Source organism: Haloarcula sp. CGMCC 1.2071 (assembly GCF_037078445.1).
Classification (GTDB): domain Archaea; phylum Halobacteriota; class Halobacteria; order Halobacteriales; family Haloarculaceae; genus Haloarcula; species Haloarcula amylolytica.
On the sequence record NZ_JAYMGY010000004.1, the window covers coordinates 199,937 to 223,287 of the forward strand.

Sequence of the window (23,351 nt, forward strand, 5' to 3'; positions counted from 1 at the left end):
ATGGACCCGGTTCGCCCCGAGTTCGTCCCCGACCCGTCGCTCTCGCAAGCGGAGATGGAGTCGCTGCAACGCGACATCGCCGAGGTTGCGCGATTCGAGGACGACCTGGACTTTTCACCCGAGACAATCGGGCGCGCCGGAGACGTCCCGGACGGCGACCAGACGACGCTGGGTGCTGGCGACGATACAACGGACGCGCCGCTCGTCGCCGGCGTCGACCAGGCGTTCGTCGACGACAAGGCCGTCTCGGCTATCGTCGTGCTACGGAACGACGAGGTCATCGAGCGGGTCAGCGCCGTGGAGCGCACCGAGATTCCGTACATTCCCGGCCTGCTGTCGTTCCGCGAAGGCGGCGCAATCCTGGCCGCCTTCGCGGAGTTGGAGGCCGACCCGGACGTGGTACTCGTCGACGGCAGCGGTCGCATCCACTTTCGGGAGGCCGGCCTGGCGGCACACATCGGCATCACGCTGGACGTGCCGGCCGTCGGTGTCGCCAAGAGCCTCCTCTGTGGCGCGCCGGCGCGGTCGCTGGACGGGACGTTTTCGGAGGGCACACGGATTCCGATTGCGGCCGACGACAGTGTCGAGACCTGTCCCGACGGGACGGTCATCGGCCACGCACTCCAGACGCGGCAGTACGATTCGCCGAACCGGCACATCAATCCGCTCATCGTCAGCCCCGGCCATCGCGTCAGCGCAAGCACGGCGGCGAACATCGTCGAAGCCACCGCTGACGGCTACAAGCTCCCCGAGCCGACCCGGCTGGCCGACAGCTACGCCGACGAGGCGAAGGCTGCTGTCAGTACTCCGTCCGAATAACCGACAGTATAACTTCCCGGGGTGTGTTCTCCCGGCCAACACATGGCGAAGACGGTGCTGATTACGGGGGCGTCCTCGGGTATCGGGCGGGCGAGTGCCGAGGCGTTCCTGGCCGACGACTGGACAGTCTGGGCGACCGCTCGCGAGGAATCGGACATCGAAGACCTCGGCGAAGACGGGTGTGAGACCGCCGAACTCGACGTGACGAACCCGCGCGAATGCGAGCGGGTCGTTGAGTCGCTCATCGACGCCGAGGGACGGCTCGACTGCCTGGTGAACAACGCCGGCTACCCGCAGTTCGGCGCGGTCGAGGACGTGTCGACGGCGGCGCTACACGAGCAGTTCGACGTGAACCTCTACGGCCCCCACCGACTCATCCGCGAAGCGCTCCCGCACATGCGGGCTCGCGAGAACGGAACTATCGTCAACGTCTCCAGCGTCGCGGGCCGTATCGCGTTCCCGAATCAGGGTGGCTACGCCGCCTCGAAGTTCGCCCTGGAGGGGCTCAGCGACGCGCTCCGGATGGAGGTCGAGGAGTTCGGCATCGACGTGGTGCTCGTCGAACCCGGACCGGTGGAGACCAACTTCGACGACCGCGCCGAGGAAGAACTCGACGAGCTCGACAAGTCCGGCGCGTACGACTGGCTGTACCAGGCCCACGAGGATTCGAGCCTCGTCGGCATCCAGGACGCACTGTCGGTCACCCCCGGGACGGTCGCGCTGACCATCCGCGACGCCGCCAGCGCCAGCGACCCCGAGCCGCGGTATCCCGTCGGTCAGGGCGCACAACTGCTTCTCATGCTTGACTATCTGCCGGCGCGGTGGCGCGACGCGGCCTTTGGCGTCATCCGGAAGCTGACGAGCTAAGCGACGACTGTCGCCCGATACACCAATCCGTCTCAGTCCAGACAGGCCGCCACAACCGACAGCAACCGCTCGCCGCGCACTTCTTCGGCGAACAGCGGGACGCGGCGCACGTCGTGGCCGCGGAACATGTCCTGTGACCGGGCCAGCGCGTCCTGCTGGACCTGCCAGCGCCGCGCGCAGAACTCGCAGTCGGCGTGGTTCGGGCCGGCGATGTCTACGTCCTCGCCGAGCACTTCGCTCGGGTCTTGCATCACTCTGTTGACGACGACGGTGCTGACGGGGATGTTGAACTCGTCGAGTTGGGCGAGCAAGCGTTCGGATTCGACCACAGACAGTTCCTCGGGGACCATCACGATGCGGAAGTCGGTCTTCCGGGAATCCTGCAGAATCGACCGCAGGTGTTCGATGCGGTCGGACAGTTCCCGCAGGTCCTCGATGCCGGCCTCAGCATCCACGTCTTGGTCGTCGCCGAACATGCCGGTGAGGTTGTCCATCATCCCCGAAAACCGCTCGCGGAGCTGGAGGATCTTCCCGACCATCGAATCCATCGTCTCGGGGAGTTCCAGCAGGCGGAGCGTGTGACCGGTCGGGGCGGTGTCGATGACGACGCGGTCGAAGCGGTCGTCGTCGACGTAATCCAGCAGGAGGCGGAGGGCCGCGGCCTCGTCAGCCCCGGGCATCGACCCGCCGAGGAGTCCCTCCTCGCCGCCGATGGGGTCCTCGGCCTGGCCTGTGCCTGCTGCACCGCCTGCGCCACCGCCGAACATGCCGTCGCCGCCGAGCAGTTCGCCCACGCCGCCCAGTGCGTCCTCCTCGACGCCGAGCGGTCCCTCACCGACGGCGGCCTCCGGGTCGATTTCAGCCGCGTACAGCGGGATGTCTTCGCGGATGCGGGTCGGTGTCGCCGGGATGTCCGCCTCCAGCGTGTCCGACAGCGAGTGTGCGGGGTCCGTGGAGACGACGAGTGTCGTCGTGTCGTCGCGCGCGGAGGCCAGCGCCGTGGCCGCGGCACACGTCGTCTTGCCGACGCCGCCTTTCCCGCCGTAGAGGACGTACTCCGCCGCGTCGATTCCCGCGGGTGCGTCGATGTCGTCGACCGCCTCGACGTCGAGTTCGCTCATGCCAGGAGCTACGCTCGCCCGGACTTGAGTACTTCCCGAAAAAGAGTTGTCCTACTGCCTCGAGGATCGCGCTTCACGGACATCCGCGCCGTCTCTGAGTTTGTCCTCACAGTTCGGACAGACCCGGGGGCCATGACCTTCGACGGCTTCTGGTGTGAAAACCCGTACGTACTGCTCGGTTACGAACTCGCCGCAGTTCTGACACTCGGGCATCTATAGGTACACTCGTTCCACGATGTATATGCTTTCCGCTGGCAACGAAATCTTCCGGTTAATCAACAGGCGGCACTACTGGTGGTCGGCCCAGAACGAATCTAGTTGGCTCGCGAGGAAATCGGGTGTCATCCGGGTGAACTCCTCGCGCTCGCCGGCGGGCAGGTACGGATACACCGAATGCCGTGCGTCCGGCGTGTACCGGCGGCCGACCAGCGCCCGCACGCCGACCTCGTCGACACCGCGGATGACGCGGCCGATGGCCTGGCGCGCGCGCCGCACGGCCGGGACAGTCAGGGCGTACTCGAAGGCGTTGTCCTCGCCGAAGGCGTCACCGTACGCGCGCTGGACACCCCGGACGCGCGGCGACCCGATATTCACCAGCGGGATGCCCACGACGGCACAGGTCGATAGCTTCTCGCCGTCGTAGTCGACACCCTCCGTCAGCGTCCCGCGTGTCGACGTGACCATGACTTTCCCGTCGCCGCTGAAGAACTCGCGTTTCAGCCGTTCGGTCTCCTCGTTGCTCGATGACTCGTCAACGAGAACGGCCTTGTCGACGGCTTCTTCCAGGTATGCGCCGGCCCAGCGCGCCTCCCGGTAGTTCGGCATCGCCACCATGACGTTGCCCGGCGAGCGGGCCAGCGCGCGCAGCGCCTGTGCGTACTCGTCGCGCGTCGGGTTCCAGTTCTCCCCGAGCGGCCGCATCGTCTCGGGGTCGCCGCGGTTGCGCGCGGTAAACGGCGTCGCGTCCACGAGATACGAGGCCCGGTTCTCGGACGGGAACGGCAGGTCGTAGGTGGTCGTGCGGACCGGCCGGCCGTCGCCGGACTGCTCGTCGGGGGCTGTCGACCCCGTCTCGGCCATCGAATCCAGCCCGGAAACGCGGGTGAACACGTCCAGCGGCTCCAGCGTCGCGCTCATCAGGATGCCGCCCCCGAGGTCGTCGAAGACGTTCCGAAGCGCCGTCGCCGGCATGCAGTTGTAACAGAGCAGCCCCGGCGTGTAGACGGCCTGGTAATCGGCGTCGAGGGTCTGTCCGTGATTGGGGGAGTGCTCCAGTTCGATCTCCCGGAGGAACGTCGCGTGGTCGCGCTCCCACCACTGGCCGGCCAGCACGCCGACGGCGGCACACACCGGCTGGCGGGTCAGGCCGAGCTGGTCGATTGCGTCCTCGACCGCGGCCCCGACCTTCGACAGTGACCGCCAGAGCGACCCGTCGTATCCCTTGCCCTCGGCCCACTCGGTCAGTTCGTCCTGTTCGACCGTGTCGGGGTCCCGCAGCGGAATCTCCCTATCGTGTTCCGGCAGCATCGACGGGTCCGCGCGCCACCCTTCGTGTTCGGCGTCGAGGAACGACTCGATGCGGTCGTCGAGCCACCGAACGAGGTCGTCGTAGAACTTCCGGGCCTGGTCGACTGCGTCCAGCGGGACTTCACGGGCCGACAGCACCTCGCGGACCTGCGCCTTGTGGTCGGCGCTCTGCTGGGCGCGCTGAATGAGCGTCGTGCAGTCGTTGCGCGCCTGGACGATAGTCTGGCGGCCCAGGCGGTCCGACAAGAGGTCCCGCACGCGCTCTTCGAGCCGGTGGGCCTCGTCCACGATGACGAGCGTCTGGCCGTCGAGCACGTCCGACAGCAGGGGTCGAGAGCCGGGGTCGAACAGGTGGTTGTAGTTCCCGATGACAACGTCGGCCTCGTTTAGCATCACGTTCATCACCCGGTGTGGGCAGGTCCCGCGCTCCGTCGCCGCCGGCAGGTAGTCGTCCATCGTCACTACATGCCCCTCCCCGGCGGAGAAATCGACGGGCGAGCCCTTGTTACGAGCGTACCAGTCCGCTTCGAACGGACAGTACAGCGGCGGGTCCGATCCCTCAGCCATCGACTCTGGGGCCGTGGGCTGGGCCTTCCGGTATGGGGAGGTCGCGCCAGCGGTCTGGAGTGTGTCGTCGCCAAGAGTCGACTGCTCGACTGCGTCGGGGCGCGCGGCAGCGGCGAGGTCCTGACCCTTCCGCGGGTCCCACCACTGGTCGTCGTCGGTCTCACCGGCGATTGTGGCGTCCGCGACGGCTGCGCCGTCCGAGCGCCCGTCGTCCTCGACTAACCGCGCCGTCGCCTCCCTGAGGTCCTCACAGCGGTCGTGCGTGCCCACGTCGTCGGGGAACTGCCCCTCGCGACCGTACGGGCAGAGGTCGCGCTTGCCGACCAGCGAGATGCCGTCGAAGGGCTCCTCTATTCCAGCGTTGAGCGCTCGAAGGTCGTCGACGAACTGCTGGAGCTGTTGTTTGACCGGGGTAACGACGACCATTCGCTCGTACAGATTCGTATCGCGGACCAGCGTCGCGCCGGCGGTGAGCGCGGCCATCGTCTTGCCCGTCCCGCAGGGACCCTCCATCGCGAGAAAGCCGCGCGCCTTGCCCGCCTCGATGGCTCGTTCGACGGCGTCGGCCTGATTCTCGTATGGCTCGTCGAAGCCGAAATACGTGCGCCAGGACTCCGTGCCCGTCGAGGCGGGGTCTGCCATTGGGCCGGGGTTAGTCGTCCCGGTATTTGAACCGCGGGGTTCGAGTCCATCGCCGTCGCTCCCTATGAACAACGTCGGGACACCTGTGAACGGAAAAACGGGCAGTGACTGACCGCCGCCCAGTCACTATAGTAGCCATTGAAAATCAATGCACACCTGATCGCACGACGGCAGTGCGATCAGTGTGTACATCGTTTCAATTGTTACTATAGCACCGAGCCGTTAGTCCAGCAGGCCGAGGTCGCTGAGCCGCTCGACGATAGTGTCGACGGCTTCCTCCGCGTCCTCCTTTCGCTTCCCGCCGGTGACGACGAGCTTCCCCGAACCGAACAGCAGCGCGACCACGTCGGGCTCGTCCAGTCGGTAGACGAGGCCCGGGAACTGCTCCGGCTCGTACTCGATGTTCTCGAGGCCGAGGCCGATTGCGATGGCGTTGAGGTTGAGCGAACTCCCGAGGTCCGCGGAACTGACGATGTTCTGGACGACGATTTCGGGATCGTCGTCGACCTGGATGTTCAGGTCGCGGAGTTTGTCGAAGACGATACGCAGGCTCTGGTGGACGTCGTCCGTGGATTTCGCACCCGTGCAGACGATCTTGCCCGACCGGAAGATGAGCGCGGCGGATTTGGGGTCCTGTGTCCGATAGACGAGGCCCGGGAACTGTTCGGGGTCGTAGTCGGCCCCCTCCAGGTCCATCGCGACGCTCTCAAGGTCGAGTTCTTGTCCGATACCGGTCGAAGCAACGACATTTTCGATGTCAATGCTCTCTTTTGGGTCGACCATATAGTGTTTTAAATACCGGATTTAAATCATATAAACGTTTGTGATGCTGTGATTACTAGTCGTTCTTCGACCTCTACCACGTCCGACAGATTCCATTCAAGTGGGGGTACGTCCGCCGAGCGGCCCGCTGTGCCCGTTCGGTCCGGTCCTGCGAGGCTGCCACTCCGGCGGTAGAACGAGCCGAAAAGAGCCAGCAGTCCCGCTATACGGTCCGGCCGTCGTTGTCGACGACGCTCGCAAACGCGACGTTCTCCTGCACGGTTTCGATTTCGACGGTCGGCGAGTCGCCCGGTTCGCCGTCGGGGACAATGACGACGTAGCCCCGCTCGACCTTGGCGATGCCGTCGCCCTGGTCGCCCAGCGATTCGATTGTGACGTTTCTGATCTCGCCCTCGTCGACCGGCGGTTGCGGGACGCCGGTGTCGGCTCGCTCCGGGTCGGTATCCTGTGTGGGCGTCTGTGGCTGGGCCGTCGTCGACGAGCCGGCATCGACCTGTGAGAGCAGACCGACGCGGTAAGTCTCGCCCGGCGAAATCGCGCCGTGGGACACTTCGCTTTTCGGAATCTCGACAATATATCGGTCCCCGTCAGTCTCTACTCGCGCACTGAACAATGTACTGAGTGCATCTGGAACTTCGACCATAGCCTATTCTACGGCTCATGATAGATAATGGTCCTGCCCTGATGTGGTGAAAATTGCCGGCAGTTGCCGATTAGTCGTCGCTTTCGACGCGATTGGTGCCCGTACCGACCCCGGCCTCGTCGAGCAGTTCCGCCCTGTGCTCGTCTAGCAGCGGCGCGCGACCACCGGGCGAGGGCATGGTTTCGGTCATCTTTATCGGACTGCCGGCGATGGTTATCTGTTCGTCGGCGCCGGGCTGGTCGACATCGGTGAGCATCTCCCGGTCGTGGATGTGGGGGTCGTCGAAGATGTCGGCGGTGTTCTGGACCGGCGCGGCCGGCACGCGCCCTTCGAGCAGGTCGAGGAGCGTCTCCGAGTCGATGGTGGCTGTCCAGTCGGCGATTTCGCGGCGCAGGGACTCGCGGTTCGCGATCCGACTGCCGGCGTCGGGGTAATCCGCGGCGAGGTCCGGGCGCTCCATCGCCTCGCACAGCGTCTCCCAGTGGCCGTCGGAGAACGCCGCGATGACGACGTGGCCGTCGGCGGCCTCGAAGGAGTCGTACGGGAACAGCGTCGGGTGAGAGTTCCCCTGCCGGGTCGGCGACTGGCCGTCACAGGAGTACTGGTACACCGTTCGCTCACACAGCGACACCATCGAGTCGTACATCGCCGTATCGACGTACTGCCCCTCGCCAGTGCGCTCGCGGTGATGGACGGCCGCGAGGATTCCGACGGCGTTCAGCACGGCAGTGAAGAGGTCGCCGACGCCAGGGCCGACCTTCGTCGGCGGCCCGTCCGACTGCCCCGTGATTTCCATGACGCCGCCCAGCGCCTGCGCGATGAGGTCGAACGAGGGCTGGCCCTGCCGGTGGGTTTCGCCCGTCCGCGGGTCGCCAAAGCCCCGGATGGAGGAGTAGATGAGGTCCGGGTTGTGCTCCCGCAGCGTCTCGTAGCCGCAGTCGAACTTCTCCATCGTGCCGGCCTTGAAGTTCTCGACCACCACGTCTGCGCGCTCGACGAGCGAGAGGAACGCCTCGCGGTCTTCGTCGGCCCCCAGATCGAGTTCGAGCGAGCGTTTCCCGCGGTTGACGCTCTGGAAGTAGCCGCCGTAGGCCTCCTCGTCGCCGTCGGACACGAACGGCGGGTTCGACCGGATGAGGTCGCCGCCGGGGCGTTCGACCTTTACCACGTCCGCGCCCATGTCCGCGAGCAACATCGTACAGTACGGTCCGGCGAGGACCTGTGTCAGGTCGAGCACACGCAAGTCGTCAAGCGCACCCATGGGAAAATCACGACGGGGCGGCCGCATAAACCTTCTTGAATGTCCGTTATAAATTCCTTAAGGCCATATTATCATGAAAGACCATTAGGTTTATCACTACCCGCCGATGACGGGGTAGTACATGCCCCGGACCGTTATCCTCGGCGTGATTGGCTCCGACGCGCACGTCGTCGGCATCACGATTCTAGAGCAGGCGCTCTCGGCCGCTGGCTTCGAGGTCATCAACCTCGGTGTCCAGACTTCACAGGACGAGTTCGTCTCCGCCGCGAAATCGCACGACGCCGAGGCAGTACTGGTATCCTCCCTGTACGGGCACGCCCGTCAGGACTGTGAGGGGCTTCACGACGAGCTCGACGACGCCGGGCTCGACGTGCTCACCTACGTCGGCGGGAACCTCGCCGTCGGCCAGTCCGACTTTGAGGAGACGCAGGCGACCTTCCGGCAGATGGGCTTCGACCGAGTCTTCGACGCGGAGACCGACCCGGAAGAGGCCATCGAGATGCTCCGCGAAGACCTGCAACTGACGACAACAGAGGCGGAGCAGATCAGGGTTGACGGGTGACTATGCCAACTGACGAGCGACTCAGCGACGACCAGCTACAGCGCATCGCAAACGAACTCAGGGACAACTGGCACACGGGCCGGGAAGTCGACTTCGAGGAGGCCATCGCCTTCCACGAGTCGCTGCCGGCCTCCAAACAGTTCGCCACGGTGCTGGAGTCGGCCGACCAGCCGCTCCTCCAGCCGCGGGCGGGCGTGCCCTGCCTCGAAGAGCAGATCGACCTGCTGCGGTATCTCCAGGACGAGGGCGGCGCGGACCTCCTGCCGACGACCATCGACTCGTACACGCGCGACAACGAATACGAGAAGGCCGAGGAGGGACTGGCCGCCTCCCGCGGCAGCGACGAGAACGAGCTGAACGGCTTCCCGGCGGTCAACCACGGTGTCGAGGACTGCCGACGGCTCATCCGGGCGCTGGACGCGCCGGTCGAGGTCCGGCACGGCACGCCGGACGCTCGACTGCTGGCGATGGTTACCCTCGCCGGCGGCTTCCAGAGCTTCGAGGGCGGGCCGATCTCCTACAACATCCCGTACACGAAACGGCACGACCTCGCGACGACCATCGAACACTGGCAGTTCGTCGACCGGCTCTGCGGGGCCTACACCGAGCGCGGCGTCACCATCAACCGCGAGCCGTTCGGCCCGCTGACCGGCACCCTCGTCCCGCCGAGCATCGCCATCGCAGTGATGCTCGTCGAGGGCGAGCTGGCCGCGACACAGGGCGTCCGGTCGCTCACGCTGGGCTACGGCCAGGTCGGGAACCTCGTGCAGGACGTGGCGGCGCTTCGCGCGCTTCGGAAGCTCGGCAACGAGTACCTCCGCGACGAGGTGACCGTCACGACCGTCTTCCACGAGTGGATGGGCGGCTTCCCGCCCGACGAGGCGCGGGCCAACGGCGTCATCAGCCTCGGCGGCGCGACGGCGGCCGTCGCCCAGCCGGACAAAGTCATCACGAAGTCCGCTCAGGAGTTCCAGGGCGTGCCGACGAAGGAGGCCAACGCGGCCGGACTGCGAACGACGAGACAGCTTATCGATATGATGATCGAACAGGATATCGACCTCGGGGGTATCGAAGAGGAACAGGCGCTCATCGAGCGGGAGACACGGGCGCTGATGGACGCGATCTACGACGCCGGCGACGGCGACGTGGCACGGGGGGTCATCAACGCCTTCGACAGCGGCGCGCTGGACGTGCCGTTCGCGCCGAGCGACGCCGCTGAGGGCGCGGTGCTACCGGCCAGAGACGACGACGGCCGGGTCCGCATCTTCGAGTTCGCGGACCTCGCGCTCCCGGACGACATCAAGGAGATCCACGCCGCGCGGTTGGGCGAACGGGCCGAGACCGAGGGGCGCGACCAGTCCTTCCGGATGGTCGCCGACGACGTGGACGCCATCAGCGACGGGAAGCTCATCGGGCGGCCGACCGGTGACAACAGCCCCGCGGGAGGTGCGAGCGATGCGGATTGAGGACGTTCGGACGGTTCCCGGCTTGTCGGGGTTCTTCTTCGACGACCAGCAGGCAATCAAGGACGGGGCGACCCAGAGCGGGTTCGCCTACGACGGCCAGCCGGTCACGGAGGGGTTCGACCGCATCCGCGAGGCCGGCGAGGCCCTCATCGTGGAAATCGAACTCGCCGACGGCTCCATCGCGACGGGCGACTGTGCTGCGGTCCAGTACTCGGGGGCCGGCGGCCGTGACCCGCTGTTCCGGGCCGAGAACTACCGTCCCGTCGTCGAGGGTCCCGTTGCCGATGCGCTCCGGGGCCAAGATGCGACACAGTTCGGTGCCAACGCGACGATGCTGGAGGAGATGAACGCACAGCGTTCGGGCGGTGACCAGCTCCACACCGCGGTCCGCTACGGCGTCTCACAGGCGCTGCTGAACGCCGCCGCACAAGCACGCGGGGTGACGCCGACGGACGTGCTCGCCGACACCTACGACACCGAACCGGCCACGTCACCGATTCCGGTGTTCGGCCAGTCGGGTGACGAGCGCCGCATCAACGCCGAAAAGATGCTCATCAAGGGCGTCCCGGTGTTGCCCCACGGCCTGTTCAACAGCGTCGAGAAGGTCGGCGAGAACGGCGAGGGGCTGCGTGACTACCTCGCGTGGCTCTCGGACCGGGCGACGGCCCTCGGGCCGGAGCCGTACTCGCCGCGCTTCCACGTCGACGTGTACGGCATCCTCGGGAAGGTGTTCGGCCCGCCGTACGACCGGACCGAGGTGACCGACTACTTCGAAACCCTGCGCGAGGCCGCCGCCCCGTACCCCCTCCAGGTCGAGGGCCCGATGGACGCCGGCGGCCGCGCGGAGCAGATATCCCGGATGGCCGAACTCCGCGACGGCCTCGCGGACGCCGGCGTCAACGTGGACATCGTCGCCGACGAGTGGTGCAACACCTTCGAGGACGTGCAGGCGTTCGTCGACGCGGAAGCCGCCGACCTAGTCCAGATAAAGACGCCGGACCTCGGTGGGATCCAGCGCTCGGCCGAAGCGGTGCTGTACTGCGAGGGCACGGATACCCGCGCCTACGTCGGCGGGACCTGCAACGAGACCGTGACCTCGGCGCGGGCCTGTGCCCACGTCGCGCTGGCGACCGACGCCGCGCAGGTGCTGGCAAAGCCCGGGATGGGCTTCGACGAGGGGTTCATGGTCGTCACGAACGAGATGCGGCGGGCGCTTGCACGCCGCGAGGCCACACGGGAGGTTCCGGCCGATGACTGACTGGACTGACCCCGACGCCATGGACCTCTCGGACGGCGAGACGTTCGACGCGCTGCTGGACCGGGCCGACACCCGTGAGAAGGGCCACTTCTTCGAGTTCTTCGCTGAGGGCGACGAACTCGCTCACGACCCCGGCCTCCGACTCTCCCACCACGGGAGCGAGCAGTGGATGGGCCAGACGCTCAACCACGACCCGGCGTACTGGCGGGCAGACACCGCCCGCGAGCGCGGCTTCGAGGAGCGCCCGGTTCACCCGGACTACCTGCTCGCGTGCGTGATGGGCATCACCGTCGAGGACCTCTCGGAGAAGGGCGGTTACTTCCTCGGCCGCGATGACGTGGAGTTCCACCAGCCGGCGACAGCGGGGACGCCGCTGTCGGTGACTTCGACCGTCGTCGACACCCGAACCTCCTCCTCCCGGCCGAAGTACGGCATCGTCACCTGGGAGACGGAAGGCCGGGACCGCGAGACCGGCGAGACGCTGGTGTCCTACCGGCGGACGAACATGATTCCGCGACGCGAGCCGGCGGCCACCGACGGCGGCGCTGTCGGGGAACAGGACGATGGGGGGACGACGCTGCCCGACACCCTCGTCTCTCCAGACGGCGAACGTTTCGGGGATTTCCAAGCGGCACTCGACACCGCCCGCGAGGAGAACGCTGCCGTCGCCTACCGCCACGAACGCGGGCGGACGATGGACGACCAACTCGTCGCCGGGCTGCCGCTTTCGACGCTCAACACCGCTCGCCAGCACCACAACCGCGACGAGATGGCCGACTCGCCGTCGGGCGACATCGTCGCGTACGGCGACGTGACCCGCTCGATTGCGCTGGCCCACGCCCGCTCCGACGAAGCGACCTACCGCGAGCAGCGGTTCGCCGACGAGCGGTTCCACGACTTCGTCACGCTGGGCGACACCGTCTACGGCTTCACCCGCGTCCTCGACTGCGACCCCGACGCCGGGCCGGAAGGGGCCGGCGCGGTCACGTTCGAGCACGTCGCGTTCAACCAGGAGCAGACCCCGGTCTACTCTGGCCGGCGAACCGCACTCATTCAGCGAAATCAATGACACGACTCTGTCGCACATTCCAGACCGCACCGGCCGCGATACCGAACGACAACAGCGCGAAGTTCCTCGTCTCGGGACTCACCAGCGAGGGGTTCCAGACCCCGGACTGGCTCGTCCCCGACATCGAGGACGGCACCGCGCCGTCGATGAAAGACGAGGCCGTCGACAACATCGTCGAGCACATCCCCGACCACGCCGACGAGTTCGCGGGGGACATCCTCCCACGGGTCGAATGGGCCTACGACGACGCCGACGCCCGCGAGCGCGGCATCGAGCAGGTAACCCGCCTCGCGGCTGAGGTCGGCGAGGAACTGGACGGCTTCGTCTTCCCGAAGGTCGGCCGCCTCGACGACGTACGTGACGCGGCAGGCGTCATCGCCGACGCGGAGCGCGACGCCGGGCTTGCCGAGGGGACGCTGGAGATGGCGATCATTCTGGAGACGGCTCCCGGTCGCTCGGACCTCCGAGAAATCTGCCAGTACGCGGCTGACTCGCGGCTCTCCGCGCTCGTGTTCGGGCCGGTGGACTACACCGCGGAACTCGGCGGGCGCGCGCTCGACGGGGAGCGGCCCCGCTGGGACGGCCTGCTCGAAGCGCTCTCGAATGAGACGAGCGCGGCGGACATCGTCGCCATCGGCGGCCCCTTCGACCAACTGTTCCACGAGCGCGCCGGCGTCACCTACTACAACGCCGAGGGGTACGCCGACCAGGTGGAACACGAGGCGACCATCGGCATCGACGGCTCGTGGTCGCTGCACCCCAAGCAGACCACGCAGGCCAACCGCATCCACATGCCGACAGTGGAGGAAATGGAACGTGACCTCCACAAGATCGAGTCGTTCAACGAGGCCAAGCGCGAGGGGACCGGCGCAGTCGTCGTCGACGGCCAGATGGTCGACGAGGCGACCTACAAGAACTTCGCGAACACGGTCAAAACCGTCCGAGCTATCGACGAGACCCACCCTGCCCAGACCGAGGAGTACTACGACGACGACTTGCTGGCGCGGGCACGAGATGTCGAACTGATCTTCGGCTAAGCCGGCAGTCGCTTTTTATTCGAAGTAGTTCGCCAGCCGTTCGGCCGCCTCGTCGACCCGTGGCGTCACGAGCGCGAACCGGAGCCAGTCGCGCCGGGATTCGCCGAACGCCTCGCCGGGCATCCCGGCGACGCCGGCCTCGTCGACGAGTTCGTACACGTTCTCGAAGGACCCGGGGAAGTCGGGGAATCGGGCCATCACGTAGAAGCCACCGTCGGGGCGGTTGTACTCGGCACCAGCCTCGGCCAGCGCGGCGCAGAAGTCGTCGACGCGTTCTTCCAGTCGCCGTCGGCAGTCGGCGTAGTAGTCCGGACTCGTCGTCTTCAGCGCCCGCAGGACGGCGTACTGCGCCGGCCGGCTCCCGGTGACGTTCGTGAGCATGTGCTGGGTGCGAGCACGTTCAAGGAGTTCGCCGGTCGGGCCGTCCTCCGGTGGGAAGATTGCATAGCCGACCCGCAAGCCGGTGATCGCCATCGTCTTTGAGAAGGAGTTGGTGGCGACGACGTGGTCGGAGTCGGCGTGCAGCGCCGAACTGAACCGACCCGCGTAGTCGAAGTGGTCGTACACCTCGTCGCTGAGCAGCAGCGCGTCGTACTCCTCGGCGATGGCTGCGAACGCCGCCATCGCGTCGGCGTCGTACACCGCGCCAGTGGGGTTGTTCGGCGAATTGACGACGATGACGGCCGTCTCCTCGCTCGCGGCCGCCCGAACGTCCGCTGGTCTCAATCGGTTGCGCTCGTCGACCGGGACGAAAGAGATGTCCGCGCCGACGAAGTTCGCCCGGCCGGCGTAGTAGGGGTAGACCGGGTCCGTCAGGAGAATCTCGTTGCCGTCGAAGTGGTGGAGTCCGCCGGTCATCGCGAGGTGGTTTGCCTCACCCGCGCCGTTCGTGATGAGGACTCGGTTCCGGTCCACCCCACGCCGAGCGGCGATTTCATCGCGGAGGGGCGTCAGCCCGACGCTGGGCGGGTACTGGTAGTCGTCGGCCGGAGCCTCGGCGTAGTCTCTGAGCCCGTCCCGAAGCCCCTCGGGCGGGTCCCAGTCGGGGTTGCCCGACACCATGTCCACCACGTCCCGGTCGGCCCGGGCCGCGTACTGCATGACCCGGAAGAACTGGGGTTCCGTGTAGTCCATACGGGCCCTCCGGCTGCCGGCCCCGTCTGCTTTTCTGTCTACTGGCGGATGTACAGCGTCAGTCCGCCGAGGACCAGCAACAGCATCCCCCACAGAAGGTCCGACCCCGGCAAGACCCAGAGGAATAGCGTCACGAGACCCGACGTAACGAGTGACCAGCCAAGCGTCGTCTGATAGCTCATACACGTAGTTGTGTCTCTGAACTGAAAGTATCCCGGCCCGTCCTGAACGCTTATTCGCCTGTCACGACAACGACCGGTAATGACAGACGATACAGCGGACCCAGTCGAGAAACGCGTCGGCAAGCGGCTCCGAGAAGCCGATGCCACGGTCGCTACCGCGGAGTCCTGTACCGGCGGCCTTGTCGGGTCGAAGATAACGGACATACCCGGCTCCAGCGACTACTTCGACCGCTCGCTGGTCACCTACTCCTACGAGGCCAAGCGGGAACTGCTGGCCGTCTCGCGGGAATCGCTGGACGCCCACGGCGCGGTCTCTGAGTCGGTAGCTGTCGAAATGGCCCAGGGCGCACGCGATACCGCCCGGACCGACTGGGGCGTCGCCACGACTGGCGTCGCCGGGCCGAGCGGCGGCTCGTCGGAGACGCCCGTCGGAACGGTCTACATCGCCGTGGCAGAGGCCGCCCCGTGGGGGACCAACGAGTCGGGCGTGACTGTGTCCCGCTACGAGTTCGACGGCACCCGTCGAGAAATCAAAGCGAGCATCGCGACACAGGCGCTCCGAGACCTGGAAACCGCCTTACAGGAGTAGTAAGCTCTTTCAGTCGGGACACAGACGGTCCGGTAGATGAACAAACGTGGGCACGTCCTGAACGCCGTCCTCCTGAGCATCGGACTGGGATACGTCCTTGACCCCTCGGGCGACGTGACGACATTCGCGACAATCACAGAGGTGTTCCTTCCCGTCGTTCTGGGCGCACTGTTCCCCGACGTCGACACCGCCTTCGGCAAGCACCGCAAGACGCTGCACAACATCCCTGTCCTCGTGATCTTCCTGGCCCATCCGCTGTATCACGGCGGCAATCTCCAATGGGTGTGGCTCGGCGTCCTCACCCACTACGTGCTGGACTACTTCGGTTCCCGCCGGGGCATCGCGCTGTTTTACCCCATCTCGGACAAAGAGTACGGGTCACCGACGGGTGTGACGACTTCCAGTGAGTATGCGGAGGTTGTCACCGTCGCGATTACCATCTTCGAACTGGCCGCGGTCGGGCTGTTGATACATGTGCTCCCACAGTACCTGCCGCCGTCGGTCCGTACCTTCGTCGTCGAGAACAGCGCGTTTCTGGTTTAGTACACTTTCACATCGTCGAACCGACCGCTGTACGCGACGTGGTCCGGATGAGTTGGCTCGGTGCCCTGTAGCATCAGCCGGTCGAACTTGCCCCAGGTGTTTTCCAGCCCCAGGTGCGCCCACTCGACTGCCCGGCGGATGTCGTGTGAGAGGCCGTCACGATGGAACAGCGACCGCTCCACGTCGTCTTTCAGCGCTGCACTGAGCGCCGCCACGTCGTCGAACGCCTCGGCGAAGTTCACGTAGGCCTCGCCGACGGTACCACGAACGTGGGCATACGACGAGACGAACGGCTCGTGGCCGGTCTCCGACGTGAACGACTGCGCGCGGTCTCGGTGGTGGGACAGTTGCTTGGGGTTGTACACTTCCAGCGCGTCGATAACGTCGTCGTACGCTTCGATGTCGTCCAGTCCGAGGCTCACGTTGAGAAACCCGGGGTGGGGGACGAGCACGGCTGCGCCCTGACGGTCCAACTCTCGCATCGCGCCGTCGAAGGTGATGAAATCCGGGATCGGCTCTTCGAGGCCAATCGCCAGCACATGCCTGCGCTGTTGCCAGGTGCCAGTAAATATCTCTCTGGCTGGAAACACAGTCAGCTCTTCGTCGGAAAACGCCTCTGCTTGCCGCCGTATCTCCGGTAGCCGCGTGAAATGCGGCGCGTACACCAGCGCGTCGAGGCCACGTGCCTTCGCGCGCTCGACGACCCCGTCGTCGAGCACTTTCACGTGGAGATCAACGGCGTACCCCTCGGGTTGCACGGTGAACGCTAACTCCGTACTGCCATTAGGGGTTTCCGTTTCGGCAGCCTTCGGGACAGACCGATGACAGGTGGCAGCCAACGTTTTTAACCCCGCGTCGCATGCCACTGAGCAAATGCCACGCTGGGAGTGCGACATCGAAGGGGACGACAGACAGTTCGACCGCGTCGAGGAGCTTATCATCCACCAGTCGGTCGAACACGACCGCATCGAGTGCAAGGTCTGCGGTGCCGTCGTCCCCGACGGCTACTTCGCTATCAAGCACGCCTTCGACGAACACTCCCGCGCGGAGTACGTCCGCGCCTACGACGCCTCTGCCGCCGAGGTCCGCCGCCGCGAACAGATCAAGGAGTCCGTCGAGGCCGCCGCCAACATGAGCGAGGTCATCGACCGGCTGGAAGGCGGCGAAGCGTAGGGCTGCAGCTATGTTTTTTCAGGAGTAGTTGGGGTGTCAACTGCTACACCGCTGGATTCTCTACCGCGCTCTCTCACGGGTCGCTTCGCTCCCCGTTCGAGTGCAACGAGGAACTACCGTTCCTCGCTCTCCAACACCCGAATCTGGTCACCACGCACGGTAACCGGAATCGGGACCGTCACCTCCTACTGCTCCACCTTTTTCTGCGTCGGGTGCGCTCACTGTGTTCACGCACCACTCCTTGAAAAACGGGGGCGAAAAAGCGGGCCCTCACGTCGTTCGGGCCCGTGAACCACCGGCCTCGCCGATGGATATACACCTAACGCTCTTCCGAATCGAGAACTCGAATCTGGTCACCACGCACAGTAACCGGAATCGGGACCGTCGCCTCGTACAGCTCGACCGTGACCTGATCCTTGCCCTCGTCGATGCGCTGGACCTGTGCCTTCTCGCCCTTGAACGGGCCGGCGATGAGTTCGACGATGTCGCCCTCTGCGATGCCTTCCACGTCCGGTTTCGGCGAGAGGAAGTGCTCGACTTCCGCCATCGAGGACTCGCCCTGCACGACGCCGTTGGCGTGGGGGATCTCGTCGAGGATACGGTCGAACACCGCGGCGTCGTCAGACTCCACCATCACGTAGCTGGTGAGTGAATCCGGTGCGAGCGCGGCGTGGATCTCGTCTTCCTCGCGGGAGATGATCATGTCCGCGACGGTGCGTTCCTGGCTGGCCGTGGTTTTGACTGCGTAGATGCCCATCGGTTTACACCGGCTTGCTGCCAGGGATGAAGGTCATCACGGCGAAGATGATGAACCCGAGCAGTCCGACCAGCGCGATGCCCGCGCCGGCGATTTTCGCGATCTGGGAGAACTCCTCCCACGACGGCGTACTCGCCAGTTTGAGTACGCGGATGTAGGAGGTGAGATCGTATGGAACGTCCATAGCGGGTCGTACCCACTGGTGGCTTTTCTATATTGTGGTGCGCGGCGACGAGTCCGCACCTCTCACAGAGCGCTTTGGGTACACCGTCGAAAAAAGTAGTCGACAGAGCGAAGCGATGGCCGAAACGGGCGTTCCGAACTCGTCGGTTAGTCGTCGGTCAACGCAGTCCCGTCCGATCCGTGTGCTCCCAGTTCACTGCCGTCACCGGCATCGCCGGTTTCGAACTGGTCGATGAGCTCCTTGAGGTCTGTCGCCTGACTGGAGAGCGACTGTATCTTCTCGGTGACCTCCGTGATCGACGCCGTCTGTTCCTCGGCGGACGCGGCGACGTTCTCGGCCTCGGCGGACGTCTCCTCGCTGATCGAGCCGACTTCCTCGGCCATCGAGACGACCTCTTCCATCGAAGCCGCCTGCTCGTCGGTCGCGTCGCTGATAGCCTGGACGCCGTCGTTTGCCTCGTTGACCTGCTGGACGATACTGGTCAGCGAGTCCGTCGCGTTTTCGACCGTTTTCTTCCCAGTGTCGACGCTCTCACCCATCTCCTGCATGTCCTCGACAGTGGTGTCGGTCCGGGACCGAATGTCGTCGATCATCGACTCGATATCGGTCGTTGCTTCCTGCGTCTCCTCGGCGAGCGTCTTGATCTCGCGGGCCACGACGGCGAACCCTTCGCCCGCCTCACCGGCCCGAGCGGCTTCGATGTTCGCGTTGAGCGCGAGCATGTTCGTCTGCTCCGCGATTTCGTCGATGAGCGTCGTGACTTCGCCGATGCGCTCCATCTCCTCAGCGAGGGACTCCACCTGTTCGATAGCCTCGGTGGACTTCCGTTCGAGCGCTTCGATTTCGGCGGCGGCTTGCTCAGCGTATTCGCGGCCGGACTCGCCGTCGTTGACGGCCTGTTGTGACTTCGACGCGACTTCGTCGGTGGACGAGGTGATTTCCTCGACGGTCGCCGAGAGGTCGGTCATCTCGTCGCTCACCTGCTGGATGTTCCGGTTTTGCTCGTCAGCGCCTTCGGCGATCTGTTGCACCGACTCGCTCACCGACTCGCTGGCCGACCGCACTTCCTGTGCGCTCGCGGAGATCGTCTCCGTCGAACTGTCGACGGTTCCGGCGAACCCTTCGATGCGGTTGACCGTCCGTTCGAGCTCCGTGATCATCTCGTTGAAGCTCTCCGCGATGTCGACCATCGCGTCGTAGTCGCTGTCGGTGGCCATCCGCTGGGTGAGGTCTCCGGCCGCCGACTTGTCCATCACGTCGCTGAACTCGGCCGCCTTCGCTTCGAGGGCGGACGCCATCGCCTCGGCGTCTTCTTTCGCCGCCTCCGCCTCGTCTCTGGCGGCTTCGACGTCGGTAATCAACGTCTGGATGTCCTCGCCCATCTCCTCCAGCGCCGCACCGAACTCACCGGGGATGCTCTCGTCGAGCGCCGGGTCGTCGAACCGCTTGTCAGCGAGCGCGTCGGCCTGATTCGCGGCGGTTGTCAGGTACGCCTGCATCGACGCGAATGAGTCGTACAGTTGCCCCATCTCGTCGACGCGCGTGGTCTCGGGGAGGGTGCTGTTGATCTCACCGGCGGCGATGTCCTCGGCGCTTTCGGCCACGCGGGAGAGCGCGTTCGCGGTTCCACGCCCGATTGTCACGCCGACGACGAACAGTGCCCCCACGGCAAGCGCCAGGAGGAGCGCGATGTTCTCGGAGACAGCCGACTGCAGGGCGAACGCGCGGTCCTGCGGGACGTGATACAGCAACGCCCACTCAGTGCCGGTGACCGGCGTGTACGCCATCACGTACTGGCCGTCTTCCATGCCCGTTCTGGCGGAGACGGACTTGTAGCCGGTCTCGCCGTTCAGTGCTGCTTCGACACTCGTGTCGGTCGCGTCCCCGGTCGCTGCGTACTCTTCGAGAATAGAGCTCTTCCGGTTGTCGAGAATGATCTGTCCGTTCGACCCGACGACCTTCACGTCGCCGGTCGCAAACGGTGACGTGAACTCGTGAGAGCGCGCCTCGAGCGACGCCGTCAGCACGACGTATTCGTCGCTCCCGGCCAGTGGTTGGACGAACGCGATAACCGATTCGTTACTGCTCTTGTACGCTTCGGACGTGCCCGTCGGTCCCGACGAGACGACTGCGCCACTCGCGTCGGTCCACGGATCGTCGACGTCGCTCAGTGCGACGCCGTTCAGTTCGTCGTCGGTGCTGGCGGTGACTGTGCCGTCAGCGGCGTCGACGTAATGAAGCGCCCGGACGTCTCCCGGTAACCCAATGAGCTTCTGTTCGAGCCACCGCTGGTGTTCTCTGTCCGAGGTGGACTCGGACCGGTCACCGATAGACGCCGCGAGGAACGACGCTGTCGACTGCTTGTTCGAGACCCAAGTTGAGACGGAACTCGATTGGGACTCCGCGACACCGCGGATTTGATCCTCTGTCTGTGACTCGACCAGCGCCCCCGTTTCGAGGTTGATGGCTGCCCCACCGAGTGCAAGTAAGACGACCACGCCGAGCAACAGGACGCCGAACTTCGCCGCGTACCGACGCCGAATGACGTCAGGGAGCGCACGCTCCGTCGCCTGAACCAGCCGGCTCGGGAGCGAACTCATCGGTTCCCTCCCGATTTGAAGAACTGCGGTTGCAATAGCTCCAGCGACTCGACCGCCCCGTTAGTGACCCGTTCGATCAGGTACGAACTCAGCGGTTCGAGGTCAGCCGTCAGGTCGACGCTTCCGGATGCGCCCTGGTAATTCACTGCCCGGCCTGCTTCAGTGAGTGACTGAACGCGACCGAAATCACCGACTGAGACAGTGTGTCCAGACCCGCCAGAGACTGACTGAATGGTCTCAGCGATTGCCGGACCGCTGCTCTCTCCGGCCTGTTCGGCGGCACACGCCATCAAAAACAGCGCGTCGTACGCGTTGACCGAGTACGCTCTGGGCTCCTCGATGTCCGGGAGTCGGCGGACGAGTTCGAAGTACGCTTGTGTCCGCGCAGATGACAGCGACGCGCTGTAGAACCCTTCGTAGTACGACGGGAGGTCGCCACCGAACATCCCCGCAGACAACACCCATGGAACGTCGTACTCCGACTGGCTGTACGCATCAAGGACACCGCGCTCCTGACCGGAGACGCTGGTGAAGCTGACGGCATCAGGGTCGTTCTGGAACACGTCTGCGAGCGTATCGTCGAACGATTCCGACGCCGGGTCATACCGAACATCGGCGACAACCTCGGCGTCCAGTGCCTCACGCTGTGCTGCCGACAGTCCGGCACCGAACGAGTTGTCGATGCTCAGTAACGCGACGGAGTCCGCGTCGATGTACAGCGGGTCGTCGACGGCCTTCGCCATCACCACTGCTTGCGTCCCGTCGCTCGGCACCGTTCGGCCGAAGTATTTCCGCCCGTCGGCTCGGCCGGCAGTCGATAGCTGTGGGGCAGTACTGGCGGGGCTGACCTCCATGATTTCGTCGCTGGCCGCCTCCGGCGCGAGAGCGAGCGACGCGTCACTGACGAGGCCGCCGACGAAACCGATGACACCACGGTCGACGAGCGACCGGTACTGCTCGACAGCGGTTTCGGCGTTCGCTTCGGTGTCAAGGATGGTCACTTCGACGTCATTACCGCCGATACCACCGGCCGCGTTGACGTCGCTTGCTGCCTGCTCGACCATGCGCTTGCCGTGTTGGCCGAGTGGAGCGAGCGCACCACTGAGTGGGAGCAGCGCACCGAACTGAACAGCGTCACCGCTCCCGCTCAGAGATCCAAGACAGCCAGACGAGAGGCCCAAGCTCCCAACGGCGATACATTTTTTGAGAACATTACGCCTCGAATCTGAGTACATGCGAAGAGAATTAGAAATTACGGATAAATGCTTTTCGGCGAAAGTATCATTTATGATAGTAAACGTGTGGATATAAGTTCAGTAGTAGTCGGTAGAGAGAGGCTGAAAACCGGGAGGACGAGGCAGTTTAGTCGACGTAGTCGATATCTTCGCCGAGTTGCTGAGCGGCCTTCTCCTGTTCGGCCTCGTTCTGACCGTAGATCTGCGGGCTCTCGACGCCGGTGACGACGATCATCGTCTCCATCTTGCCCTCGAACTCGTTGTTGACCGACGCACCCCAGATGATGCGGGCATCGGGGTCGATACGATCGTAGATCTCCTCGACGACGCCCTCGGCTTCCTCGATGCTCATGTCGGGGCCGCCGACAACGTTAACGAGTGCGGAGTTCGCACCGTCGAACTCCACGTCAAGCAGCGGGGAGCGTAGCGCCGAGCGGATGGAGTCCTGGGCCTTGTTCTCGGAGTCGGATTCGCCGAGTCCGATCATCGCGACGCCGCCGTTCTCCATGATGGTGCGAACGTCGGCGAAGTCCACGTTGACCAGGCCGGGCTTGGTAATCAGTTCGGTCATACCTTTGACCGAGCGCATCAGCACGCGGTCACAGATCTTGAACGCGTCCTGCAGCGGCATCGAGGGCGCGTAGTCGAGCAGGCGGTCGTTCGGGACGACGATGACCGTATCGGAGACCGAACGAAGCCGTTCCAGGCCGGCATCAGCGTTTGCACGGCGGCGCTCACCCTCCGCGGTGAACGGAATCGTTACAATCGAAATTGTGAGTGCGCCGGCCTCCTGTGCAGCCTGTGCAACCACGGGGGCTGCGCCGGTCCCGGTCCCCCCACCGAGACCCGCGGTGACGAACACCATGTCCGAGCCGTCGATGGACTGCTGGATGTCCTCGATGTCTTCCTGGGCGGCCTCCTCGCCGATTTTCGGGACCGAGCCGGCCCCGCGGCCGCCGGTGCGCTTGCGGCCGATGAGGATCTTGGTGTCGGCAGCCACCTCGTCTGCGAGGTGCTGTGCGTCGGTGTTTGCGGCAACGAGTTTGGCCCCGTGGATGCCTTCCTCCATCATCCGGGTGACCGTGTTCCCGCCGGCACCGCCACAGCCGACGACCGTGATTTTCGTTTCGAGGTCTTTGACGACGCTTGACAGTTCTTCGTCGGACATCGTTCCCGACGTGGACATGTCCTGTGTTGGCGACGATGTCGTTTCGTCGACAGTTCCGCCAGCCGCGTCCTCCCCGTCTTGTTCTGCCTCGTCGATAGCGTCGTCAATTATCGAATCCATAATTTAAAACCCCCTTGCAGACGAACAGTTATTAGTTTTCCCCC

The 23,351-nt window shown here is 65.1% G+C and carries 24 protein-coding genes and 1 pseudogene; 10 read left to right on the plus strand and 15 right to left on the minus strand.

What is annotated here, in order from left to right:
• Together VI234_RS11250 and VI234_RS11255 are read left to right on the plus strand one after the other, a co-directional pair.
• Positions 1-819 carry an endonuclease V gene (locus VI234_RS11250; RefSeq protein WP_336330056.1) on the plus strand — a complete coding sequence of 273 codons (819 nt, stop codon included), beginning with the start codon at positions 1-3 and terminating at the stop codon, positions 817-819.
• A gap of 42 nt (positions 820-861) precedes the next feature.
• Complete coding sequence (locus VI234_RS11255) at positions 862-1,686, plus strand: SDR family oxidoreductase (RefSeq protein WP_008309459.1); 825 nt, start codon at positions 862-864, stop codon at positions 1,684-1,686.
• 32 nt (positions 1,687-1,718) lie between these two features.
• On the opposite strand, the gene VI234_RS11260 is transcribed toward VI234_RS11255, so the two are convergent.
• The 6 genes from VI234_RS11260 to mct all read right to left on the minus strand — a co-directional run bounded on the left by VI234_RS11260 (position 1,719) and on the right by mct (position 8,230).
• The gene (locus VI234_RS11260; RefSeq protein ID WP_336330057.1) at positions 1,719-2,807 is read right to left on the minus strand and encodes an ArsA family ATPase; all 1,089 of its coding nucleotides are present in this window, start codon (positions 2,805-2,807) and stop codon (positions 1,719-1,721) included.
• Between the two features lie 51 nt (positions 2,808-2,858).
• Positions 2,859-3,020, minus strand: a complete 162-nt coding sequence (locus VI234_RS21295; RefSeq protein WP_004516852.1) for a DUF7563 family protein — start codon at positions 3,018-3,020, stop codon at positions 2,859-2,861.
• Between the two features lie 75 nt (positions 3,021-3,095).
• On the minus strand, positions 3,096-5,543 hold the full coding sequence (locus tag VI234_RS11265; protein ID WP_336330058.1) for an ATP-dependent DNA helicase: 2,448 nt from the start codon (positions 5,541-5,543) through the stop codon (positions 3,096-3,098).
• A gap of 222 nt (positions 5,544-5,765) precedes the next feature.
• Positions 5,766-6,326 (minus strand): TATA-box-binding protein, encoded by a 561-nt coding sequence (locus tag VI234_RS11270; RefSeq protein WP_004516850.1) that lies wholly within the window; start codon positions 6,324-6,326, stop codon positions 5,766-5,768.
• A 202-nt stretch (positions 6,327-6,528) separates the two neighbouring features.
• On the minus strand, positions 6,529-6,969 hold the full coding sequence (locus tag VI234_RS11275) for a TRAM domain-containing protein (protein WP_008309452.1): 441 nt from the start codon (positions 6,967-6,969) through the stop codon (positions 6,529-6,531).
• A 70-nt stretch (positions 6,970-7,039) separates the two neighbouring features.
• Positions 7,040-8,230, minus strand: a complete 1,191-nt coding sequence (gene mct / locus VI234_RS11280) for a succinyl-CoA:mesaconate CoA-transferase (protein ID WP_008309450.1) — start codon at positions 8,228-8,230, stop codon at positions 7,040-7,042.
• A 121-nt stretch (positions 8,231-8,351) separates the two neighbouring features.
• Between mct and glmS the strand changes: the two genes are divergently transcribed.
• Genes glmS through citE form a run of 5 tightly spaced genes read left to right on the plus strand, consistent with a single transcriptional unit; the run spans position 8,352 to position 13,622 of the window.
• A complete protein-coding gene (gene glmS / locus VI234_RS11285; protein ID WP_004516847.1) occupies positions 8,352-8,792 on the plus strand; it encodes a methylaspartate mutase subunit S in 441 nt (146 codons plus the stop codon).
• Positions 8,793-8,794: 2 nt separating this feature from the next.
• Complete coding sequence (locus VI234_RS11290) at positions 8,795-10,258, plus strand: methylaspartate mutase subunit E (protein ID WP_336330059.1); 1,464 nt, start codon at positions 8,795-8,797, stop codon at positions 10,256-10,258.
• Positions 10,248-11,516 (plus strand): methylaspartate ammonia-lyase, encoded by a 1,269-nt coding sequence (locus VI234_RS11295; RefSeq protein WP_336330060.1) that lies wholly within the window; start codon positions 10,248-10,250, stop codon positions 11,514-11,516. The genes VI234_RS11290 and VI234_RS11295 overlap by 11 nt, the downstream gene beginning before the upstream one ends.
• Positions 11,509-12,585 carry a 2-methylfumaryl-CoA hydratase gene (gene mch, locus VI234_RS11300; RefSeq protein WP_336330061.1) on the plus strand — a complete coding sequence of 359 codons (1,077 nt, stop codon included), beginning with the start codon at positions 11,509-11,511 and terminating at the stop codon, positions 12,583-12,585. The genes VI234_RS11295 and mch overlap by 8 nt, the downstream gene beginning before the upstream one ends.
• The gene (gene citE / locus VI234_RS11305) at positions 12,582-13,622 is read left to right on the plus strand and encodes an L-malyl-CoA/beta-methylmalyl-CoA lyase (protein WP_008309445.1); all 1,041 of its coding nucleotides are present in this window, start codon (positions 12,582-12,584) and stop codon (positions 13,620-13,622) included. Before mch ends, citE begins: the two co-directional genes overlap by 4 nt.
• A gap of 15 nt (positions 13,623-13,637) precedes the next feature.
• Here citE and VI234_RS11310 read toward each other — a convergent pair whose 3' ends face one another.
• Positions 13,638-14,756 carry a pyridoxal phosphate-dependent aminotransferase gene (locus VI234_RS11310; protein WP_336330062.1) on the minus strand — a complete coding sequence of 373 codons (1,119 nt, stop codon included), beginning with the start codon at positions 14,754-14,756 and terminating at the stop codon, positions 13,638-13,640.
• 38 nt (positions 14,757-14,794) lie between these two features.
• Positions 14,795-14,938 (minus strand): hypothetical protein, encoded by a 144-nt coding sequence (locus VI234_RS11315; protein WP_004961837.1) that lies wholly within the window; start codon positions 14,936-14,938, stop codon positions 14,795-14,797.
• A gap of 79 nt (positions 14,939-15,017) precedes the next feature.
• Here VI234_RS11315 and VI234_RS11320 point away from each other — a divergent pair, with 79 nt between their 5' ends.
• Both VI234_RS11320 and VI234_RS11325 read left to right on the plus strand, forming a co-directional pair.
• A complete protein-coding gene (locus VI234_RS11320) occupies positions 15,018-15,527 on the plus strand; it encodes a CinA family protein (RefSeq protein WP_336330063.1) in 510 nt (169 codons plus the stop codon).
• 36 nt (positions 15,528-15,563) lie between these two features.
• The gene (locus VI234_RS11325; RefSeq protein ID WP_008309440.1) at positions 15,564-16,070 is read left to right on the plus strand and encodes a metal-dependent hydrolase; all 507 of its coding nucleotides are present in this window, start codon (positions 15,564-15,566) and stop codon (positions 16,068-16,070) included.
• Here the strand turns inward: VI234_RS11325 and VI234_RS11330 are convergent.
• On the minus strand, positions 16,067-16,828 hold the full coding sequence (locus VI234_RS11330) for a PHP-associated domain-containing protein (protein ID WP_008309438.1): 762 nt from the start codon (positions 16,826-16,828) through the stop codon (positions 16,067-16,069). The two genes, VI234_RS11325 and VI234_RS11330, sit on opposite strands and share 4 nt — an antisense overlap.
• Before the next feature lie 115 nt (positions 16,829-16,943).
• Between VI234_RS11330 and VI234_RS11335 the strand changes: the two genes are divergently transcribed.
• Positions 16,944-17,243 carry a DUF7565 family protein gene (locus VI234_RS11335; protein ID WP_004516837.1) on the plus strand — a complete coding sequence of 100 codons (300 nt, stop codon included), beginning with the start codon at positions 16,944-16,946 and terminating at the stop codon, positions 17,241-17,243.
• Positions 17,244-17,356: 113 nt separating this feature from the next.
• On the opposite strand, the pseudogene VI234_RS11340 reads toward VI234_RS11335, so the two are convergent.
• The 6 genes and pseudogenes from VI234_RS11340 to ftsZ all read right to left on the minus strand — a co-directional run.
• Positions 17,357-17,428, minus strand: a pseudogene (locus VI234_RS11340) (transcription elongation factor Spt5); the annotation flags it as partial.
• 134 nt (positions 17,429-17,562) lie between these two features.
• Positions 17,563-18,000, minus strand: coding sequence for a transcription elongation factor Spt5 (locus VI234_RS11345; protein WP_336330064.1), 438 nt, complete (start codon positions 17,998-18,000; stop codon positions 17,563-17,565).
• Between the two features lie 4 nt (positions 18,001-18,004).
• On the minus strand, positions 18,005-18,184 hold the full coding sequence (locus VI234_RS11350) for a protein translocase SEC61 complex subunit gamma (protein WP_004592944.1): 180 nt from the start codon (positions 18,182-18,184) through the stop codon (positions 18,005-18,007).
• A 146-nt stretch (positions 18,185-18,330) separates the two neighbouring features.
• Positions 18,331-20,784 (minus strand): methyl-accepting chemotaxis protein, encoded by a 2,454-nt coding sequence (locus VI234_RS11355; protein ID WP_008309433.1) that lies wholly within the window; start codon positions 20,782-20,784, stop codon positions 18,331-18,333.
• The gene (locus VI234_RS11360) at positions 20,781-22,019 is read right to left on the minus strand and encodes an ABC transporter substrate-binding protein (protein ID WP_336330065.1); all 1,239 of its coding nucleotides are present in this window, start codon (positions 22,017-22,019) and stop codon (positions 20,781-20,783) included. Before VI234_RS11360 ends, VI234_RS11355 begins: the two co-directional genes overlap by 4 nt.
• Positions 22,020-22,146: 127 nt before the next feature.
• The gene (gene ftsZ / locus VI234_RS11365) at positions 22,147-23,307 is read right to left on the minus strand and encodes a cell division protein FtsZ (RefSeq protein ID WP_336330066.1); all 1,161 of its coding nucleotides are present in this window, start codon (positions 23,305-23,307) and stop codon (positions 22,147-22,149) included.
• Positions 23,308-23,351: the final 44 nt, after the last annotated feature.

Coding starts and splice junctions, on each gene's coding strand:
- VI234_RS11250 (WP_336330056.1), top strand. CDS start 1: ATGGACCCGGTTCGCCCCGAGTTCGTCCCCGACCCGTCGCTCTCGCAA.
- VI234_RS11255 (WP_008309459.1), top strand. CDS start 862: ATGGCGAAGACGGTGCTGATTACGGGGGCGTCCTCGGGTATCGGGCGG.
- VI234_RS11260 (WP_336330057.1), bottom strand. CDS start 2,807: ATGAGCGAACTCGACGTCGAGGCGGTCGACGACATCGACGCACCCGCG.
- VI234_RS21295 (WP_004516852.1), bottom strand. CDS start 3,020: ATGCCCGAGTGTCAGAACTGCGGCGAGTTCGTAACCGAGCAGTACGTA.
- VI234_RS11265 (WP_336330058.1), bottom strand. CDS start 5,543: ATGGCAGACCCCGCCTCGACGGGCACGGAGTCCTGGCGCACGTATTTC.
- VI234_RS11270 (WP_004516850.1), bottom strand. CDS start 6,326: ATGGTCGACCCAAAAGAGAGCATTGACATCGAAAATGTCGTTGCTTCG.
- VI234_RS11275 (WP_008309452.1), bottom strand. CDS start 6,969: ATGGTCGAAGTTCCAGATGCACTCAGTACATTGTTCAGTGCGCGAGTA.
- mct (WP_008309450.1), bottom strand. CDS start 8,230: ATGGGTGCGCTTGACGACTTGCGTGTGCTCGACCTGACACAGGTCCTC.
- glmS (WP_004516847.1), top strand. CDS start 8,352: ATGCCCCGGACCGTTATCCTCGGCGTGATTGGCTCCGACGCGCACGTC.
- VI234_RS11290 (WP_336330059.1), top strand. CDS start 8,795: ATGCCAACTGACGAGCGACTCAGCGACGACCAGCTACAGCGCATCGCA.
- VI234_RS11295 (WP_336330060.1), top strand. CDS start 10,248: ATGCGGATTGAGGACGTTCGGACGGTTCCCGGCTTGTCGGGGTTCTTC.
- mch (WP_336330061.1), top strand. CDS start 11,509: ATGACTGACTGGACTGACCCCGACGCCATGGACCTCTCGGACGGCGAG.
- citE (WP_008309445.1), top strand. CDS start 12,582: ATGACACGACTCTGTCGCACATTCCAGACCGCACCGGCCGCGATACCG.
- VI234_RS11310 (WP_336330062.1), bottom strand. CDS start 14,756: ATGGACTACACGGAACCCCAGTTCTTCCGGGTCATGCAGTACGCGGCC.
- VI234_RS11315 (WP_004961837.1), bottom strand. CDS start 14,938: ATGAGCTATCAGACGACGCTTGGCTGGTCACTCGTTACGTCGGGTCTC.
- VI234_RS11320 (WP_336330063.1), top strand. CDS start 15,018: ATGACAGACGATACAGCGGACCCAGTCGAGAAACGCGTCGGCAAGCGG.
- VI234_RS11325 (WP_008309440.1), top strand. CDS start 15,564: ATGAACAAACGTGGGCACGTCCTGAACGCCGTCCTCCTGAGCATCGGA.
- VI234_RS11335 (WP_004516837.1), top strand. CDS start 16,944: ATGCCACGCTGGGAGTGCGACATCGAAGGGGACGACAGACAGTTCGAC.
- VI234_RS11345 (WP_336330064.1), bottom strand. CDS start 18,000: ATGGGCATCTACGCAGTCAAAACCACGGCCAGCCAGGAACGCACCGTC.
- VI234_RS11350 (WP_004592944.1), bottom strand. CDS start 18,184: ATGGACGTTCCATACGATCTCACCTCCTACATCCGCGTACTCAAACTG.
- VI234_RS11355 (WP_008309433.1), bottom strand. CDS start 20,784: ATGAGTTCGCTCCCGAGCCGGCTGGTTCAGGCGACGGAGCGTGCGCTC.
- VI234_RS11360 (WP_336330065.1), bottom strand. CDS start 22,019: ATGTACTCAGATTCGAGGCGTAATGTTCTCAAAAAATGTATCGCCGTT.
- ftsZ (WP_336330066.1), bottom strand. CDS start 23,307: ATGGATTCGATAATTGACGACGCTATCGACGAGGCAGAACAAGACGGG.